Origin of the sequence: Maribacter sp. MJ134 (assembly GCF_003970695.1) — a bacterium.
Lineage (GTDB): Bacteria > Bacteroidota > Bacteroidia > Flavobacteriales > Flavobacteriaceae > Maribacter.
The window spans coordinates 875,044-891,934 of the sequence record NZ_CP034570.1 but is presented as its reverse complement, the minus strand read 5'-3'; the positions used below and the strand labels follow the sequence as shown (position 1 = coordinate 891,934).

Below are 16,891 nucleotides of genomic sequence, written 5' to 3'. Positions count from 1 at the left end.
AAAATTGTAGTTGTATACAAGGTATTTTTCTTGGTACTCTTGCCAAGATTAACGAACTTTCCAAAGAAGCATAAACCGACTCCTATGAAAATTTATAGTCTTATCCTTTCTATTATCTTCCTTATCCTTCTTAGTGCCTGCAGAACGGAGACCAAAACTAATGTTCCACCCGAAAAATACCAGTTGGCCACACCGGAAGAGGTAGGGATGATTACTGACAGCTTAAAACAAATCGACCAAATGGTCATGGATTTTGTAGAGGCCAAGAAGTATCCAGGTGCGGTTACCTTGATTGCTAAAAATGGTAAGATCATCTATGAATCCGAAGTGGGGTGGTCAGACTCCTCAAAAACCGAACCTTACCGAAAAGACCACTTGTTCCGAATGGCTTCAATGACCAAGCCTATCGTTTCGGTTGCGGCCATGCAATTGATAGAGAACGGAAAAATGACCTTGGACGACCCCGTGGGAAAATTCATCCCCTCATTTAAAAAAACGGAAGTGCTAACCAGTTTTAATGTCGCAGACACCACGTGGACCAGCGTACCTACGAACAACACCCCTACCGTGCGTCAATTGCTTACGCAATCCGCAGGAGTTCCCTATGGTTTTGTGAATCCGCCAGTGAACGGTGCCATTCTGGCAAAGCACGGCATTCCGGATTTAAGTACGCATTTGCCCATTACCATTGAAGAAACGGCAAGCAAGCTGGGAGACCTTCCCCTTATACACGAACCGGGTGCTCAATGGATGTACGGTCTTAATACAGATGTCCTAGGGCGTGTGGTAGAGGTAGCTTCCGGTCAGGCGCTGGACGAGTATGTTCAAGAGCACATTACGACACCTTTGGGAATTGAAAAGCTTAGCTTCTATTTCAATGATTCGCTTACCAATGACCTTAGCAAAATTTTTATACCTGACCAAAACGGAACAATTAGACAAGCTCCTATGGTCATGGGTAAATTCTATATGGCCAACTATCCCACTCAGGGTGCCAAGACCTACTTGTCCGGAGGCAGCGGAATGACGGGTACGGCACGCGATTATTTTCTGTTCTGCCAAGCGCTTCTTAACGACGGAATACTGGGAGACACCCGCATTTTAAAGTCCGAAACCGCACAAGCGATGCACAAAGACCAGATTGATACTCTTTCCTATCCCTGGGGAACCGCCCGATTTGGATTTGGATTTGACGTGGCAAAAAATCACCCACATAGAGCCGATGGCACCTATAGTTGGAGCGGTGCTTTTAGTACCGTTTTCTGGATAGACCCTGAGAACGAACTCATCGTGATACAACTGCGTCAGGTTTTACAATCCGCTCACAACAATGATATCAATTCTAAATTGGAGGAAATAGTTTATAGTGCCTTGCAACCCTAGTCGACCTGAAACGAAATCGCACTTCCCACTAAAATCATTCGGAGTTGCGTAATTCACCAACCTATGAAGAAGTTTTGGCCTAGCCTATGGAAAACCCAAAATCTAGCGTAGTTTTGCCAAAAATTAGAGTAAAGATTTAGAATCATACCCATGGAGCATCAAAATTTGACAATTATAGCGACTATCGTAGCCAAACCTGAAAAGAAGGAACTGGTTAAAGCAGAACTACTGAAACTCATCGATAAAACTAGAGCTGAAAAAGGTTGTATTACCTACGACCTACACCAGGACAATGAAGATGAAAACAGGTTTCTCTTTTATGAAATCTGGGAAACGAGGGCTTTATGGCAAACCCATATGGCCAATGACCATTTGGCCGATTATTTACAGGCAACCGAGGGAGCCATAGCCGACTTTTCCTTGAACGAGATGACCCATATTGGATAAAATCAATATTTAAGGTCTTTAAACGAGAATGGTTTAGGATAATCCTAGGCCATTCTAACAAAGTGCCCAAACACAGGTAAAAGAACACTAGTAGTTTACTGTAATTTAATCAAGGGTGGTGCGACGTATACATCATCCTTATTAATATCTTCGTGACCTCGTTAACCTCAGCAATTATGGAGCCAAACAAAACAGTAAAGTATATTGAAGGTGTGTTAGAAAATCTACCGCCGGACTGGTTAAATTTAACAACGCATCGACTGGATATCTACGAAGAAGAACTGGCTAAAACTCAGTTTTTATCCCAGTTTGAAAAGCTATATCAAGACAATAACACAACAACAGCAGCACTTAATGACTTACCCACGGCGTATGACTATATACGATTGGGCCATCCCTTATCCTCTGTACTAGAATGGGCAATTGCCGAACAGAACAGGTTAAAAGCTGAAAATGTAATCAGTTTTTCCTCAAAGACGATGCCTATTTTAGCCGTATTGAGAAAAAACGCATTGGAAGGCAGAGACACACAAATTATTTATAAAGGGGAACTCCCAGAAGGCTTTGATGCTGATGTAGTGCGACGCATATATGGTTATGATTTTGATGTAAAGCAAGTTGATGATGTATCAGCGATTGCAACGTTCAATGGTAGTACTATTTTTATTTCCCAAGAAGACACGATAGGTGATTTTAATCTTAATCCAAATATTGATTTTTTCATAGGCCTTTACCCTAAGCTTGGAAGCATTATTGCGGTAAACGGAGCACAGAACCAACCCTACATCGCAGCCATTCAGCATGTAAGAAGAAGGGAGAGCATTGCCATGACCCCGGCGAACGCTCTTATTGCCTTACAAAGGTTAACGGAAACTTCGGATAGTGATGCTAGCCCCAATAATGACTCACATAGTACCAGTGTAGCGCTAAGCGATACGAATAAGCTTGTCTTGGATGCTATTGAAGAAATTACGGATACCGATGTAAAGGCGGTTGTAGGCTCAAGCGGACTTTCCATACAATATGCCGTTGTAATGGGTTTAATTCATCATGCGCTGGACAATCACAAGGGAAAGGCCATTAAAATCCTTGTTCCGCCAAATTGTTATGGCGGTACAAATGACCAAGCCAGACGTGTGGCCGCTAGTGTCTCTAACGTGGAAGTGGTGGACTTACCGGTTGATGGTGATAACGATATGGCCCAAAGTATTGACCGTATTCTAGATGAAATCGCCAACCAAGATGCCATCCCCTATATCATCGCCGAAATACCGACCAACCCTCGGGTGGAAGTTCCGTATATGCAAAAACTAAAAGCGGCGTTAACCAAAGTACGAAAAACACCAAGGGGTAAGCTCGCAATTGAACCTGTTTTTATATTAGACCAAACCTTTTGTCCCAACACCAATTTTTTAGGCGAAGGCGAAGTCCTATCGAACGTTAATACGATTGCCTATGTAAGTGGGTCCAAATTCCCAAGTGGGGGCAAATGTACGGCTGGTTATTGCACTTCCAATAAAAAGGCAGAACGCTATATGGAGAAAATAGCATTACATCTAAAATTATGTGATAATGAGGCTACAGCGCTTCAACAAGAAATACTGGCAACGCAGTTACCTTCTATGAATCAAAGGATTGAAGATGCGTATCAAAATACACGTGCCTTTGTTGATTTTATCAAGGAGACCTTACCCGAAGCGAAAATAAATTTTGTCTCAAAGGAATTGGCAGCGAAAGGATTTACGCCATCCGTGTTTTCATTGGACCTCCCCACAAAAGGAAATACGGCCGAAGAAAAAGAATCCTACAAAAGAGCCTTGAACCATAAGTTGATTCATTTAATGATTACAAAAATACCGCATGAAAGTAAATACTGCGTAAGTTATGGCCAATTAAAAGGATGTTATTGGACCATACCGGCAACGTCTACCCAAGGAACCACCAAGGAAGGTGATAAGGACTATATTGCACGTGTGGCACTTTCACCCGATATGGACCTTGAACTTCATAAAAAAGTCTTTTTGGATTTTGTTGCAACGATTTAGTACGTCCATGTAAATAACATAATAGTAGTTAATTCATGTAATTTAATGGCATCTCTATACGACTAAGACAGCCCAAAAAGGATAAAACACGACACATGGAACAAAAATTTCCACTTCCCCCTTTTAGCTTAGAAGATGCTATTGAAAAAATACAAAAGGCAGAAGATGCCTGGAATAGTAGGAACCCTGAAAAAATCTCCAAGGCCTATTCTAAGGATAGCGAATGGAGAAATAGAGATACCTTCATAAACGGGCGGGAAGAAATAGTTGATTTTTTAACCGGCAAGTGGGAGAAAGAACGCAACTACAAGCTTAAAAAAGAATATTGGGCCCATACGGACAACCGTATCGCAGTTAGGTTCGAATATGAATACCAAACCCAAGAAGGACAATGGTTTAGAGCCTACGGAAACGAAAATTGGGAGTTTGATGCTGATGGATTAATGAAAAAAAGATTCGCTAGCATCAATGATTTGGTCATTACGGAACAAGAGCGAAAATTTAAGTAGACTTCTCCAGGGCAAGCTCGTTGGGCATTCTTAGGAATTAAACACTTCATTTAGAGGTAAGACTCGGGATAGTACCCCCTTTGGCGCTGCCAATAAAAGATATTATATTTACCTCAGGAGAACTTTAGACACGAAATCATGTGTTGTGCTTATTTCTAACATTAGAGAAGGTTTTTGGGAAATAAGTTTCGTTCTTGCGCCGATACTGCGCTACTCTAATAAAAATAATGGATATTTTTATTAGATATGATACCACAAACACCCGTAATACTTACACTTCCCGAAATTCTGAGTCATCTGCCACAGTTAGATTTAGTTTCCGCTATTGAACAAGGCTTTGTGGATTTATCCTTATCAAAAGCCGTAGTACCGCCCGTTGGCGAGTTGCTTTTTGATGACCCGCCAGGCGAAGCACATATTAAATACGGTTATATAAAAGAACAGGATTACTATGTGATCAAAATCGCTTCCGGCTTTTATGATAACCCTACTTTGGGCATTTCTTCTAGCCAAGGCGTTATGCTATTGTTCTCTAAACACACGGGGCAATTACTAGCGGTACTTTTAGATGAAGGTCGGTTAACGGACATACGCACGGTCATTGCCAGTATAATTACCATTAAACACCTAGCACCAAAAGCCATCAAAGCCATTGGAATTATTGGAACAGGAACGCAGGCCAAACTTCAATTAGATTATTTACCTAAGGTTACTGCCTGTAAAAACATCGTAGTTTGGGGGCGGAATCCGGAAAAAACGAATGCATTTAAAGAGCACTTTAAAGACAGTGATTATCAGATTCAGATAGCAAATTCCATAGCGGAGCTAGCCAAAAAATGTAATGTCATCATTACCACAACACCAGCTACCACTCCTTTGTTACAAGCTTCTGAAATAAAAAAAGGCACGCATATTACAGCTATTGGTTCCGATACTTCAGAAAAAATAGAACTGGATACGGCTATTATCCAAAAAGCGGATATCATCATTTCGGACAGTATTGCACAGTCCAAAACAAGAGGGGAAATTTTCAGGGCAAGACAACAGCAGTACCTAGACGAAACTAAACTTGTTGAATTAGGCAACCTGATTCAAAACCCCGCTTTAGGTAGAGTAAACGATAAGCAAATAACCGTAGCGGATTTAACTGGCGTGGCTGTTCAAGATATAATGATCGCTACGGCCGTCTATAATTCCTATAAAAACACAACCGATGAACATTAGAACTTTTGACTTAGAGCGTATTCAATCCCTTTATGAAAATACCGTACCTATTAACCTTACGGAGAGTGGTTTTCACCCGTATACCTTGGAAGAATTACTTACGGCAGAGCAAATAAAAATGCTAACGACCACCGTTTTAGGTTACGGACAAACGAACGGTTCCATTCCGCTGCGTAAGGCCATTACCAACCTCTACCCTATTGGAGACGATGACAATGTGCTGGTAACCAATGGCTCTGCGGAAGCTAATTTCATTGCTTGCCACACCTTGCTAGAAAAAGGGGACGAAGTGGTGATGATGGTGCCCAACTACATGCAGATTTGGGGCATTGTAGAAGAAATGGGATGTACGCCAAAGAAATTTCATCTGGTTGAAGAAAACGGCTGGCAGCCCGATTTAAAAGAACTAGAAGCGCAAATGAGTGCTAAAACAAAGATGATAGCCTTGTGTAACCCGAACAACCCAACAGGTTATGTACTTACGGATGAAGAAATGGCAGCTATCGTTGCTATAGCCAAAAAGTACGGTGCTTGGATTTATTGTGATGAAGTGTACAAAGGAGCAGGTTTAGACGGTGTAGAAGGACCTAGCTTTTACGGAATGTACGATAAGGTCATGGTCAACGGCGGTTTATCTAAAGCCTATGCATTGCCAGGTCTACGTTTAGGCTGGTTAATAGGGCCTAAAGCGCTAATTGCAGATACGTGGGCCTATCACGATTACACGTCCATAACCGCAGGAATCTTAAGTCATAAAATTGGAGAAATAGCCTTGCAACCGGAAATGCGTAAAAAGATACTGAACCGTAACATTACCATGCTTAACGAGAACCTAAAAGTTACGACGGAATGGGCCAAACAATATAAAGACCTTATTGAGTTTGTACCACCAAAAGCCGGAGGTATGGTATTTATTAAATACAAATTCCCGATTAATTCTACCGAACTTTCGGATTGGTTACGTTTGGAAAAAGGCGTATTTATTCTGGCGGGAGATGTATATGGGATGGATAAGCATTTTAGAATAGGAATCGGTGCCGAAAAGAAAGATTTATTAAAAGGCTATGCCATACTAACGGAAGCCTTAAAGGAACGTTTTGGTATCTAAATGACGATAAGGAGATACCATAGAAGGCTATAATAAGAGGATAAGGAAACTTCTCCCCATAAAGGGTACCAAAGGATAAACCACAGAACCGCAAACTATCCTGTTAAAAACTTTCGTGCAAATCATGTAGAAAGCGCTTGATAACTATCTTGGAATCAACGAACTTCGTTGGTGACCGATACATGGAGCAGTTACTTCAAGTGCGACTTTATTCCATTATATCAGCTTATGAATTATAGATGCATTGTAATATTTTTCGTCCTCTGTATACACAGCCCTATTTTTAGTCAGGAAGGAACACTTTTTGAAAATCAAACAGTGCAAAGTGAAGTTTTAAACAGAGGAGTGAAGTACAACGTCTATTTACCTCCCAATTACGATACTTTAAAAACCTATCCAACCCTATACTTCTTACATGGATTCGGGGGAAATAACAATAGCGACCATAGCAAAGGTATTTCCCGAAAAATTGATTCTTTAATTGGTAAAGGACATTTCCCGGAGACCATCATAATCTTTCCCAACGGCGGCAAATCTTGGTACATGGATGACTATGCCGGTAAAGAGAAATATGCGACCATGTTCATCTCAGAATTTATTCCTGAAATGAAAAAACGATATGCTGTGACCAAATCTGTACAAAATACCATTGTTATGGGAATGTCCATGGGAGGATTCGGAGCTTTACGATTTACCATGTTAAATCCAGAAGAGTTCGGGATTTGTGTAAGTTTTATGGGAGCAATAAGCACCAAAAAGCAGATGGTAGAAGATTTGGAACAATATTACCAACGCTTTCATGCGCATTTGTATGGCGAAAATCTAAGACCAACAGAACGCACCAATGAGGTCTATATGAATAACAACCCACGCTACATTGCTGAAAAAATTGATGCGGAAATACTGAAACGCAAAAAGTGGTATATCCAGACCTGCGATAATGATTTTCACTCCCTTCCTAACGCCGAACTGCATGTAGTGTTCCATAAAAAGAAGGTGGAACACGAATTTAGGGTTACTGATGGGGCGCATAACAAAACATGTGTGGCCAATTCAATGTCAGATGCTTTGGACTTTGTAAAAAGTAATTTAAAAGATGAAGAATAAGTACCCCAATTGGCCCTCCTTTAGGACTAATACTCATTGTAAATGAGCAAAACCCAAGCCTATCCTGTTAAAAACTTTCGTACAAGTCCTGTAAGAAACACTTGAAAACTAATTTAGAATCAACGAAATTCGTTAGCAACCGATAAATGAAACTTGTGCTGAGCTTGCCGACGTATTGAAACTCCACTTATCTATGACTTATGGTGCATATAAAAAAATTAAATGAGAGTTGAATTTTTAGGACACGGACTACATAAAGACCATACCAATACGGTTGGACACTATATGATTGATTCGTTCAAAAATGATGACTACTACTCTTTTGTTGGGTTCTCTGCTTTTACGAAAATGTCGGGAATAAACCGAATTAAGAAAGAATTGCTCGAAGCTTCTAAAAAATTTAAATCAATAAAATTCTATCTTGGAATTGTACCAAAAGGAACTTCGAGAGAAGCTCTTCAATTTTTAATCGATAATAACATTGACACTTGGATTTTCTGTACAAGCGACCAAATAATGTTTCACCCAAAAATCTATTTTTTTCAAGGCAAGCACAATTATCGCTTTATTACGGGTTCTTCAAACTTGACAAGTTTTGGGCTATTTGATAATATAGAAGCCTCTACATTTTTTGAGTTTTCAAAGTCTAATCAGCAAGGAAAAAAATTAGTTAGACAATTTGAAGAATACTTTGCCCCAATTCTTAATGAAATAGATAAAAACGTTCAAAAATTGACAACAGAAGTTCTTGTTGACTTGGAACGTTCAGGATTTATTTGGCCTGAATCAAAGACAAATGCAGAATATGAATTTGTAAAGTCAAATAAGAAAGCTTTTGGCAAAAGAATAAAACTAAAATTCGACAAAGGTTCATTAGGGAAAATTGAATCAAAACCGCCTTCATACAATAATGACTCAGCTTATATTCCTTCAATAACTGAAGACTATTTAAACTCTTGGCCTGATTTCTTTCAATTATTTAAAGAGTTTAAAAAGGAAAATCGTGATAAAGGAGAAAAATATAGTGTAACAGTACCAAGAGATTACAAAAACCCTTCTCTTTATAATTGGTATTTGAAACAAAAGATTTATCATAAAAATAAAATACTACCACAAGACCACGAAGAACAACTAAAACGGGAACATTTTTACTTTGGAGATGCCCATAAGTTGTGGCAAGAATGGAAAGCGGAAACTAAATTAAAGTTGCTCCAAGAAGCAGTTGATGAAGGAGAAAATATTGGATTGAGTCAACGATATGAATATAAGGGCGTACGACTTGGTACTTGGATTCAGGGAATAAAAAAAGCCAACAAATCAGACAAAAAGTTAGATATTATGGAAAAAATAAATGACATACTCGATTTGTCTTCAAAAAGTAGAACTCCAATAGATACTGCCACAAGATTTATTAACGACCTTTTAGAAAGAGAAAATCCGAATAAAGCCAATTTTCAAAATAGGTTTAATAGTGCTTTAAGAGATAGAATAGATGAACTTCCCGATGAAATCAAACAAGATATTGTTGATGCTTGGTACTTAGTATTTGACGAAGAGCGTCCATTGGGGAGAATTAGAACTCGTCAAAAAGACAGAACTGAAGAATGGAAATCATTTCGCTATAACAAGTCGATTAATCCAGATGGTATTTGGTCTTTAACCGAATCCAAAATCGGGAATTTGTATTTTTGGATAAGACAGAAAAGGGAAAATAAAACAAGAATGGAATTGATTAGAAAGAACTTTAACGAACAAGAAAAAAGTGAGTTAAGGAGAGAAGGATTTCCAATTTGAAAATAAAATACGACACTACAACAACGGCTATGAGTATTGCGGGTTTTGGTGCTAAATCTAAAGTAACTGAACATAAAAAAACATAACGGAATACTGAAAGTGAAATGCTTTTTAATCCCGCGCTATGCATATACAAGACCGATAACGAACGGTTCTAGTGGCTTCCCAAAACAAACACCACCATTTCCTGTAATTCCTTTTCTAGACTCATTTCGGGATAGCTCGCACCCGCTTGGTGCTCGTTCGCAACGGTTTACATAAAGAAACATATACAACAGTATCGTTAAGAATTTACTATTAGAGCGTAAATACTTTAAGTAAGACTTGAAAACCAGTTAAGAATCAACGAACTTCGTTACAAACCTATAAATGAAATATAGTCTTCACTTTTCTAAGTTTTACCTGCAAAAATCATGAATAACTTATATAATCAATCCGACGTAAACGGAATTATAGAAAGGTTGGAAAAACTAACTCCAAATGCAGAAAGAAAGTGGGGAAAAATGAATACAGCTCAAATGCTAGCTCACTTAAATGCTTTTCTTGAAACCGCGTTGAATATCAATTTCCAAGAAAGAATATTCATAGGAAAAATTTTAGGCAGGTTTTTTAAAGAACGCTATGTAAGTAAAAAACAATTTTCTAAAAATTCACCAACGGGTAAAAATTATATTTTTACTGGTGAAAAGGACTTTGAAAAGGAAAAAAATAGAGCTATGTCGCTAATAAAGCAGTTTTATGATAATGGACCTGAACAGTGCACAAAACAACCTCACCCATTCTTCGGTAATTTAACACCAAATGAATGGGCAATTGCGCAATGGAAACATATTGACCATCATTTAAGACAATTTGATTCTTAACGAATGAACAACAATTTAAAGTGGATTTTTAAAAGTTTACATCTTATCATTTCCTTATCCATAGTAGTTCCTACAGCAATAATTTATGGTTCACCTTCAGTATTGCCCGAACATTTAGATATTGAAGTAAATACGGTTGACCTTTCAAATATGCTGAAAGCTATTATGTGTTTATATCTGGGAATATCGCTCATATGGGCTTTAGGAATCTGGAAATCAAAATATTGGAAAATTGCTACTCAACTGAATGTTTTATTTATGCTAACGCTGGCAACAGGGCGAGCGTTGAGTATGATAATGGATGGATTTCCAACTGGTGGATATATTTTTGGAATATTTGCGGAACTGCTAATTGGACTATTTTCCTTATATCAGTTAAAAAAATATGCAATGGAATAGATTAAATCTTCAAAAAAGACAGCAGGTAACACATCCTGGACATCATGCTAAGGTAAAATTAATGCATATTAATCCGTAATTTTCGGTTATACGAGACCGATGCAAGCGATTCTAATAGCGCTCCAAAACAAACACCACCATTTTCTTTAATTCCGTTTCTAGACTCATTTCAGGATAGCTTTTCCCTGCTTGGCGGTACCAGTACCCGGCATTAAAACGGTCACCTTCTTTGCGGTGTAGGTAGGCATGCATCCAGCTGCCTAGCTCGTTATGCATGTCCTGGGCAATGTTATGGGAACTTTCCCAGTCGCCTTTGGCGTCAAACCACAGGGCTTTGAGGGCTTAGGGCCAGTCCACAGGTGGTATTGATTGCTCAAGTGTTTCCTTAAACTCGGTATAATCCTTAGGTAGCATCAGCGGTTACTTTTTTCACTAGTTTGCCTACGGTAAGCCCTTGACCAATAATGGAGAAGACCACAACGACATAGGTGATGACCAAAAAGAGGTCGCGGTGCATGTCTTGCGTTAAGCCCAATGCCAGGGCAATGGAAATACCGCCGCGGAGTCCGCCCCAGGTCATCACGAGATTGGTTCCGGGTACAAAGTCCAGCTTTTCTTCAAAGAATTTAATGGGTAACAGCAAGGATAAATAACGACAGGCCAATACGATGGGTATGGCCACCAAGCCGGCCACGACATAATTGAATTCAAAGGAGATGACCAGCATTTCCATCCCTATCAATACGAACAAGAGCGTATTCAACAGAATATCCAGCAGCTCCCAAAATTTATCTACATAGGTTTCCGTAGTTTTGGACATGGCGGAATGACGAACGGTATCGTTCCCCACCACCAAACCGGCCGTAACCATGGCCAAGGGTGCGGAGAGGTGGAATTTCTGTGCTACTACGGTGCCCATCATAACGGCGGCAAGGGTAATGATGACCTCAATATCGTAATCGTCTATGGAGCGCATGAGGCGGTAGGTAATCCATCCGATGACCAATCCCAAGACAACACCACCAATGACTTCCACACCAAAAAGTTCGGCGATTTCCAAAGGGGTAATGGCATCCATCCCGGAAGAGGCAATCTGAAAAATGGTCAAGAATACCACGACGCCCACCCCATCGTTAAAAAGGGATTCTCCTACTATCTTGGTTTCCAGTTTCTTTGGTGCTCCCGCTTGCTTTAAAATTCCAAGTACGGCAATAGGGTCCGTCGGAGAAATCAGGGAGCCAAAAAGCAGGCAGTAAATAAAATCTACCTGCAAACTAAAAGCCTGCAATACATAGAACATGATGGTGCCGACCAAGAAGGTGGAGACCAGCACGCCCAAAGTAGAAAATACCAATATGGGCCAGCGTTGTACTTTTAACTGCTCAAAATTGGTGTGCAAGGCCCCTGCAAAAAGCAGAAAACTCAGCATAACATCCAAAAGAACGGTCTTAAAATCGATTTGACTGATGATATACCGTTCGGCATTAAGCAACGTATCATCAAAATAACTGATACCAAAGACCGCAAGGGTAAACACAATGGTTATGAGCATAAGCCCAATGGTATTGGGCAGTTTTAGAAAGCGCACATTGATATAGCCGAATATGGCGGATATAAAAACGAGTACAGCGGCAATGATAAAGTAATCCATAGTTTTATGTTAAAAGCATGCTCCTCTAAATACCGGTTTTATCCCGGAAAAGACATGGTCTAATTTTATAATTGTGGCTTAGCCACTATAGCATTTCCAAAAACTCCTGTTCCGTGATGATGGGCACTCCCAGGTTTTCGGCCTTTGTTCTTTTACTGGGTCCCATTTTATCCCCGGCGACCAAGTAGCTGGTCTTGGAAGATATGGACGACCCTACCTTGCCCCCATTATCCTCAATCAGTTTTTTAAGCTCGTCTCTACTGACCGTCTCAAAAACACCGGAAACCACCACTGTTTTCCCTTTTAGGATTTCGGTCTGATTTTCCAGTTTCTCCGCCGAGAGTTCAAACTGCACACCTTTGGCCTTTAGACGGGCAATAGCCTGTAAGTTCTTTTCGTTACTGAAAAAGGCAACAACGCTCTCTGCAATACGCTCCCCAATTTCGTCCACAGCCACCAATTCTTCTTGGGTAGCGCTAGAAAGGGCATCAATATTTTTATAGGCCTTGGCCAGTTTTTTAGCTACGGTTTCACCCACGTATCTAATTCCCAAAGCGAACATGACCCGCTCAAAGGGAATGCTAACCGATTCCGCCACGCCTTTAATGAGATTGTCAGCGGATTTTTCTGCCATACGCTCCAAGGGCAAGATTTCTTCTTTGGTCAAGTCGTACAAATCGGCATAATCTTTAATCAAGCCTTCTTTGAACAACAATTCTACAGTTTCGCCCCCCAGACCTTCAATATCCATGGCCTTGCGCGAAATAAAATGCTGTATGCGTCCCGTAATCTGTGGCGGACAACCATACTCGTTGGGGCAGTAATGCTTGGCGTCGCCTTCGGTACGTTCCAAAGGGGTATGACATTCCGGACAGTGGGAAATATACTCCGTAGGTACAGAATGAGCCGGTCTTTTGGTAAGGTCTACCGCTATTATCTTAGGGATAATCTCCCCTCCTTTTTCCACAAAAACGGTATCGCCCTCACGGATATCCAATTTTTCAATTTGGTCGGCATTATGAAGCGAAGCCCTTTTTACCGTGGTACCTGCCAACAGTACAGGTGCTAGATTGGCCACGGGGGTAATGGCCCCTGTGCGCCCTACCTGATAGGTAATTTCATTGAGCACGGTAAACACCTGCTCTGCCTTGAATTTATAGGCCATGGCCCAACGTGGCGCTTTGGCCGTGTATCCGAGTTCCTCTTGGTGCTGTAGGCTATTTACCTTGACTACCACGCCATCGGTCTCATAGGGCAAGCTGTGCCGTTTCACATCCCACTCCTCCACAAATTCCATGACTTCTGCCGTACTTTGGCATAATTTGGCCACTGTAGGCACCTTAAACCCCCAAGCACGGGCCTTTTCCAACATCTCAAATTGCGAACTGATTCCCGTATTATTCCCAACGATGCTGTACAGCAAACACTCTAAGGGACGTTGCGCCACCAAGGCACTATCCTGTAATTTTAAACTTCCCGAAGCGGTATTTCTAGGATTCATATAGGGTTCTTCCCCATTGGCAACACGTTCTTCGTTCATTTTCTGAAAACCGTCAAAGGGCAGTACAATCTCTCCACGGATATCGAACTTTGGTGGATAATCACCTTTTAGTTGCAAGGGAACCGATTTTATCGTTTTGATATTCGTCGTGACATCATCGCCCTGAAAGCCATCTCCACGCGTTACGGCACGTACCAATTTTCCGTCCTCATAGGTGATGCTGATAGATGCGCCATCGTATTTCAACTCACAGGTGTAGGCCACGGGAACATCGCCCAGGTTACGTTGAATCCGTTTTTCCCAATCCTCTAAATCATCCTTGGAGTACGAATTGTCCAAGGAATACATGCGATGCTCGTGTACAATGGTCTCAAAGTTCTTGGTGACCATACCACCCACCCGGATTGTCGGGGAACTTTCATCATAGAATTCTGGATGCGCTGCCTCCAAACGCTGTAGCTCCTTCAATTTCATATCAAAATCAAAGTCCGTAATCGTTGGACTATCAAGTACATAATAATTGTAATTATGTCCTCTAAGTTCCTCGCGCAGCGCGTTAATCGTACGTTCAATACTCATTATATCTGTTCTTTAGTCATCCATTGCGGTCTGGGGAGCGGTTGAAACGCTTTCATTTTATCCAGTAGCGCATCGACATTGGTATCCACCAAAATAGCATTGAGATTTTCTGCTTTCACAAAGCCTTTTTCTACCATCTTCGCCAACATCTGTAACAATTCATCATAAAACCCATTGGTATTTAAGACAGCTATGGGGTAAGGATGTAGGCCCAACTGCGCCCATGTGAGCATCTCAAAAAACTCTTCCAAAGTTCCGAATCCGCCCGGGAGCATGATTATGCCGTCGCTAAGCTCATGCATTCTTAATTTGCGGTCGTGCATATTCTGGGTAATGATGAGGTCGGAAAGGCCATCGTGATATACTTCTTTTCGCTTTAAAAATTCTGGAATAACGCCTATTACCTTTCCACCATTTTCGAGCGCGCCTTGGGCGACCTTACCCATAATACCAATTTTAGCACCGCCATATATCAGGTCTATGCCCTGTTTTGCCATGGTAGCACCTAACTCGTGCGCATCATGCGCAAATTTGGGGTCCGCTCCTGTACTACTTCCACAAAAAACTACAATTCCCTTCATTACGACACTATAACGGTTAAAATCAAATATTCCTTAATTAGTATTGAGTACTTGGTAACTAGTATTCAGTACTTAGTAGTTAGTTCAAAATTAAGCTGAACTGTGAAATATGGGATACTCCTTTTCACTAAAACTACCTACTGCCCACTGTCAACTGCCTACCGCCTACTCCCAGCTCTCAACTCACCACCCCTTTTATCATACGGTCATTTCCAAACATATCTTTTCTTAGTTCTATATGCTTAAAATTATGCGTCGCTAGCAACTGCACCATCTCCTCGCCCAAATATTGATTTATTTCTAGATACAGACAACCCTTTTCGGATAAACTTTGTGCTGCAAAATTAACAATCGCCCTATAAAATACCAATGGGTCTTTATCGCTAACGAACAGGGCTACATCGGGCTCGTATTCCAAAACATTTGGACTCATTTCCTTTTTCTCCAACTCCCTGACATAAGGCGGGTTAGATATAATAATATCATATGTAGCTTGGATCTCTAATTGAAAGATATCCGCCTCAAAAAAGTGTACATCCACTGCATTCATCGCTGCGTTTTTCCTTGCGATACGCAAAGCATTCGGTGAAACATCCAAGGCATGTACAACGGCCGACTCTAAATGCTTGGCCAGACTAATGGGGATGCAACCGCTTCCCGTGCCCATATCCAGAATTTGTAACCGCTCCTCTTTTTGAGTATTACAATCCTCTAGAATCCACCGAACCAATTCTTCGGTTTCCGGTCGTGGAATAAGCACCTCCGGGCCCACCTTGAATTTCATGTCCATAAACTCCGTGTACCCTATAATATGCTGTATGGGTTTATGTTGTTTTAGTTCACTTAATCCTGAAAAAAGAGGCTCTTCCTCCGTTTTGGTCAAAACAAGGTTGGGTTGTAAGGCCAGTACAAATCTTTCCAGTCCTAGGTAATGGTCAATTAACAGGTAAAAAAAGCTAGAAACTTCCTGTTCTCCATAAAGCGGATTCAATTCCTCATGGAAAATGTTATTTATTTCGCTTAACAGCATAGCCCCTCTACTAAAGCCTCAACCTGACCGGGAAAGGACTCCGTTAAATTTATACTATGATGTTTTCGTAAAACTTTAGTCACACTTCGACGATTTTAATCCAGCGTTTTTAACATCCAAACGGGACAGGAAAAATGCCCGGTATTGCCCATAGGAGCATCAATATAATTAAATCCCGATTTCTGATACAGTTTTTGAGCTGCCTTCATGAAGGGCATGGTTTCCAAATAGCACTGCTCAAAGCCGTGTTCCCTAGCTTTTTTTAGGCAAATGCTCATCATTTGTGCGCCCAATCCTTTTCCCCTGGCTTCTTCCAGAAAATACATTTTCTGTAGCTCACAAACGTTACCCTCATAGTTCTCCAGTTGGGCAATGCCAGCGCAACCCAGTATCTCGCCATCTTCCTCCACCACATAATAATTGGCCCTGGGTACATCATAATTCTCGTACATGTGGTCTAGAGCGGTATCGGCATAGGCAGTACCTACTTTTGGAACCCCAAGATCAACCAATACTTTCCGAATTACACGAGCTACTTGGGCGTTGTCCGATTTCTTTATTTCCCTGATTAGCGCAGTTGCCATAATATTGCTTTTCAATAGGTTTTAATGTACTATTTTTGATGCGTGAAGATACGTGAATTGCGTATAATCCTAAAGTTTTTAGCGCT

Annotated in this window: 16 protein-coding genes; 10 read left to right on the top strand and 6 right to left on the bottom strand. The window is 40.8% G+C overall.

All coding sequences use genetic code 11. The features are described from left to right. Positions 1 to 84: 84 nt before the first annotated feature. The 10 genes from EJ994_RS03835 (at position 85) to EJ994_RS03790 (ending at position 10,879) form a co-directional block, all read left to right on the top strand. Positions 85 to 1,383 (top strand): serine hydrolase domain-containing protein, encoded by a 1,299-nt coding sequence (locus EJ994_RS03835; RefSeq protein WP_126591279.1) that lies wholly within the window; start codon positions 85 to 87, stop codon positions 1,381 to 1,383. A gap of 150 nt (positions 1,384 to 1,533) precedes the next feature. Then, positions 1,534 to 1,830 (top strand): putative quinol monooxygenase, encoded by a 297-nt coding sequence (locus EJ994_RS03830; RefSeq protein ID WP_126591278.1) that lies wholly within the window; start codon positions 1,534 to 1,536, stop codon positions 1,828 to 1,830. 176 nt (positions 1,831 to 2,006) lie between these two features. Further along, positions 2,007 to 3,875 (top strand): PLP-dependent transferase, encoded by a 1,869-nt coding sequence (locus EJ994_RS03825; RefSeq protein WP_126591277.1) that lies wholly within the window; start codon positions 2,007 to 2,009, stop codon positions 3,873 to 3,875. A gap of 95 nt (positions 3,876 to 3,970) precedes the next feature. After that, positions 3,971 to 4,384, top strand: coding sequence for a nuclear transport factor 2 family protein (locus EJ994_RS03820; protein ID WP_126591276.1), 414 nt, complete (start codon positions 3,971 to 3,973; stop codon positions 4,382 to 4,384). 246 nt (positions 4,385 to 4,630) lie between these two features. After that, complete coding sequence (locus tag EJ994_RS03815) at positions 4,631 to 5,608, top strand: NAD(P)-binding domain-containing protein (protein WP_126591275.1); 978 nt, start codon at positions 4,631 to 4,633, stop codon at positions 5,606 to 5,608. Further along, on the top strand, positions 5,598 to 6,716 hold the full coding sequence (locus EJ994_RS03810) for an aminotransferase class I/II-fold pyridoxal phosphate-dependent enzyme (protein WP_126591274.1): 1,119 nt from the start codon (positions 5,598 to 5,600) through the stop codon (positions 6,714 to 6,716). The genes EJ994_RS03815 and EJ994_RS03810 overlap by 11 nt, the downstream gene beginning before the upstream one ends. A gap of 228 nt (positions 6,717 to 6,944) precedes the next feature. Further along, positions 6,945 to 7,823: an alpha/beta hydrolase gene (locus tag EJ994_RS03805; protein ID WP_126591273.1), complete on the top strand. Its 879-nt coding sequence runs from the start codon at positions 6,945 to 6,947 to the stop codon at positions 7,821 to 7,823. Positions 7,824 to 8,045: 222 nt separating this feature from the next. Beyond that, positions 8,046 to 9,617, top strand: coding sequence for a hypothetical protein (locus EJ994_RS03800; protein WP_126591272.1), 1,572 nt, complete (start codon positions 8,046 to 8,048; stop codon positions 9,615 to 9,617). A 413-nt stretch (positions 9,618 to 10,030) separates the two neighbouring features. After that, positions 10,031 to 10,480, top strand: a complete 450-nt coding sequence (locus tag EJ994_RS03795; RefSeq protein ID WP_126591271.1) for a DUF1569 domain-containing protein — start codon at positions 10,031 to 10,033, stop codon at positions 10,478 to 10,480. Positions 10,481 to 10,483: 3 nt separating this feature from the next. Then, entirely contained in the window at positions 10,484 to 10,879 is a 396-nt protein-coding gene (locus EJ994_RS03790; protein WP_126591270.1) for a DUF4345 domain-containing protein, read from the top strand. 111 nt (positions 10,880 to 10,990) lie between these two features. On the opposite strand, the gene EJ994_RS17575 is transcribed toward EJ994_RS03790, so the two are convergent. The 6 genes from EJ994_RS17575 to EJ994_RS03760 all read right to left on the bottom strand — a co-directional run bounded on the left by EJ994_RS17575 (position 10,991) and on the right by EJ994_RS03760 (position 16,805). Beyond that, the gene (locus EJ994_RS17575; protein WP_241240845.1) at positions 10,991 to 11,155 is read right to left on the bottom strand and encodes a hypothetical protein; all 165 of its coding nucleotides are present in this window, start codon (positions 11,153 to 11,155) and stop codon (positions 10,991 to 10,993) included. 127 nt (positions 11,156 to 11,282) lie between these two features. After that, complete coding sequence (locus EJ994_RS03780; protein ID WP_126591269.1) at positions 11,283 to 12,530, bottom strand: cation:proton antiporter; 1,248 nt, start codon at positions 12,528 to 12,530, stop codon at positions 11,283 to 11,285. 85 nt (positions 12,531 to 12,615) lie between these two features. After that, the gene (gene ligA / locus EJ994_RS03775; RefSeq protein ID WP_126591268.1) at positions 12,616 to 14,610 is read right to left on the bottom strand and encodes an NAD-dependent DNA ligase LigA; all 1,995 of its coding nucleotides are present in this window, start codon (positions 14,608 to 14,610) and stop codon (positions 12,616 to 12,618) included. After that, complete coding sequence (locus EJ994_RS03770) at positions 14,610 to 15,191, bottom strand: TIGR00730 family Rossman fold protein (protein ID WP_126591267.1); 582 nt, start codon at positions 15,189 to 15,191, stop codon at positions 14,610 to 14,612. The genes ligA and EJ994_RS03770 overlap by 1 nt, the downstream gene beginning before the upstream one ends. Before the next feature lie 178 nt (positions 15,192 to 15,369). Beyond that, entirely contained in the window at positions 15,370 to 16,221 is an 852-nt protein-coding gene (prmC, locus tag EJ994_RS03765; protein WP_126591266.1) for a peptide chain release factor N(5)-glutamine methyltransferase, read from the bottom strand. Positions 16,222 to 16,316: 95 nt separating this feature from the next. Next, positions 16,317 to 16,805: a GNAT family N-acetyltransferase gene (locus EJ994_RS03760; RefSeq protein WP_126591265.1), complete on the bottom strand. Its 489-nt coding sequence runs from the start codon at positions 16,803 to 16,805 to the stop codon at positions 16,317 to 16,319. Between the last annotated feature and the right edge of the window lie 86 nt (positions 16,806 to 16,891).

Bases quoted from the DNA above. Each gene is read 5' to 3' on its own strand.
- EJ994_RS03790 (WP_126591270.1), top strand. From the start codon at position 10,484: ATGAACAACAATTTAAAGTGGATTTTTAAAAGTTTACATCTTATCATT.
- EJ994_RS03805 (WP_126591273.1), top strand. From the start codon at position 6,945: ATGAATTATAGATGCATTGTAATATTTTTCGTCCTCTGTATACACAGC.
- EJ994_RS03760 (WP_126591265.1), bottom strand. From the start codon at position 16,805: ATGGCAACTGCGCTAATCAGGGAAATAAAGAAATCGGACAACGCCCAA.
- EJ994_RS03780 (WP_126591269.1), bottom strand. From the start codon at position 12,530: ATGGATTACTTTATCATTGCCGCTGTACTCGTTTTTATATCCGCCATA.
- EJ994_RS03835 (WP_126591279.1), top strand. From the start codon at position 85: ATGAAAATTTATAGTCTTATCCTTTCTATTATCTTCCTTATCCTTCTT.
- EJ994_RS03830 (WP_126591278.1), top strand. From the start codon at position 1,534: ATGGAGCATCAAAATTTGACAATTATAGCGACTATCGTAGCCAAACCT.
- EJ994_RS17575 (WP_241240845.1), bottom strand. From the start codon at position 11,155: ATGCATAACGAGCTAGGCAGCTGGATGCATGCCTACCTACACCGCAAA.
- EJ994_RS03810 (WP_126591274.1), top strand. From the start codon at position 5,598: ATGAACATTAGAACTTTTGACTTAGAGCGTATTCAATCCCTTTATGAA.
- EJ994_RS03800 (WP_126591272.1), top strand. From the start codon at position 8,046: ATGAGAGTTGAATTTTTAGGACACGGACTACATAAAGACCATACCAAT.
- EJ994_RS03770 (WP_126591267.1), bottom strand. From the start codon at position 15,191: ATGAAGGGAATTGTAGTTTTTTGTGGAAGTAGTACAGGAGCGGACCCC.
- EJ994_RS03825 (WP_126591277.1), top strand. From the start codon at position 2,007: ATGGAGCCAAACAAAACAGTAAAGTATATTGAAGGTGTGTTAGAAAAT.
- EJ994_RS03815 (WP_126591275.1), top strand. From the start codon at position 4,631: ATGATACCACAAACACCCGTAATACTTACACTTCCCGAAATTCTGAGT.
- prmC (WP_126591266.1), bottom strand. From the start codon at position 16,221: ATGCTGTTAAGCGAAATAAATAACATTTTCCATGAGGAATTGAATCCG.
- EJ994_RS03795 (WP_126591271.1), top strand. From the start codon at position 10,031: ATGAATAACTTATATAATCAATCCGACGTAAACGGAATTATAGAAAGG.
- ligA (WP_126591268.1), bottom strand. From the start codon at position 14,610: ATGAGTATTGAACGTACGATTAACGCGCTGCGCGAGGAACTTAGAGGA.
- EJ994_RS03820 (WP_126591276.1), top strand. From the start codon at position 3,971: ATGGAACAAAAATTTCCACTTCCCCCTTTTAGCTTAGAAGATGCTATT.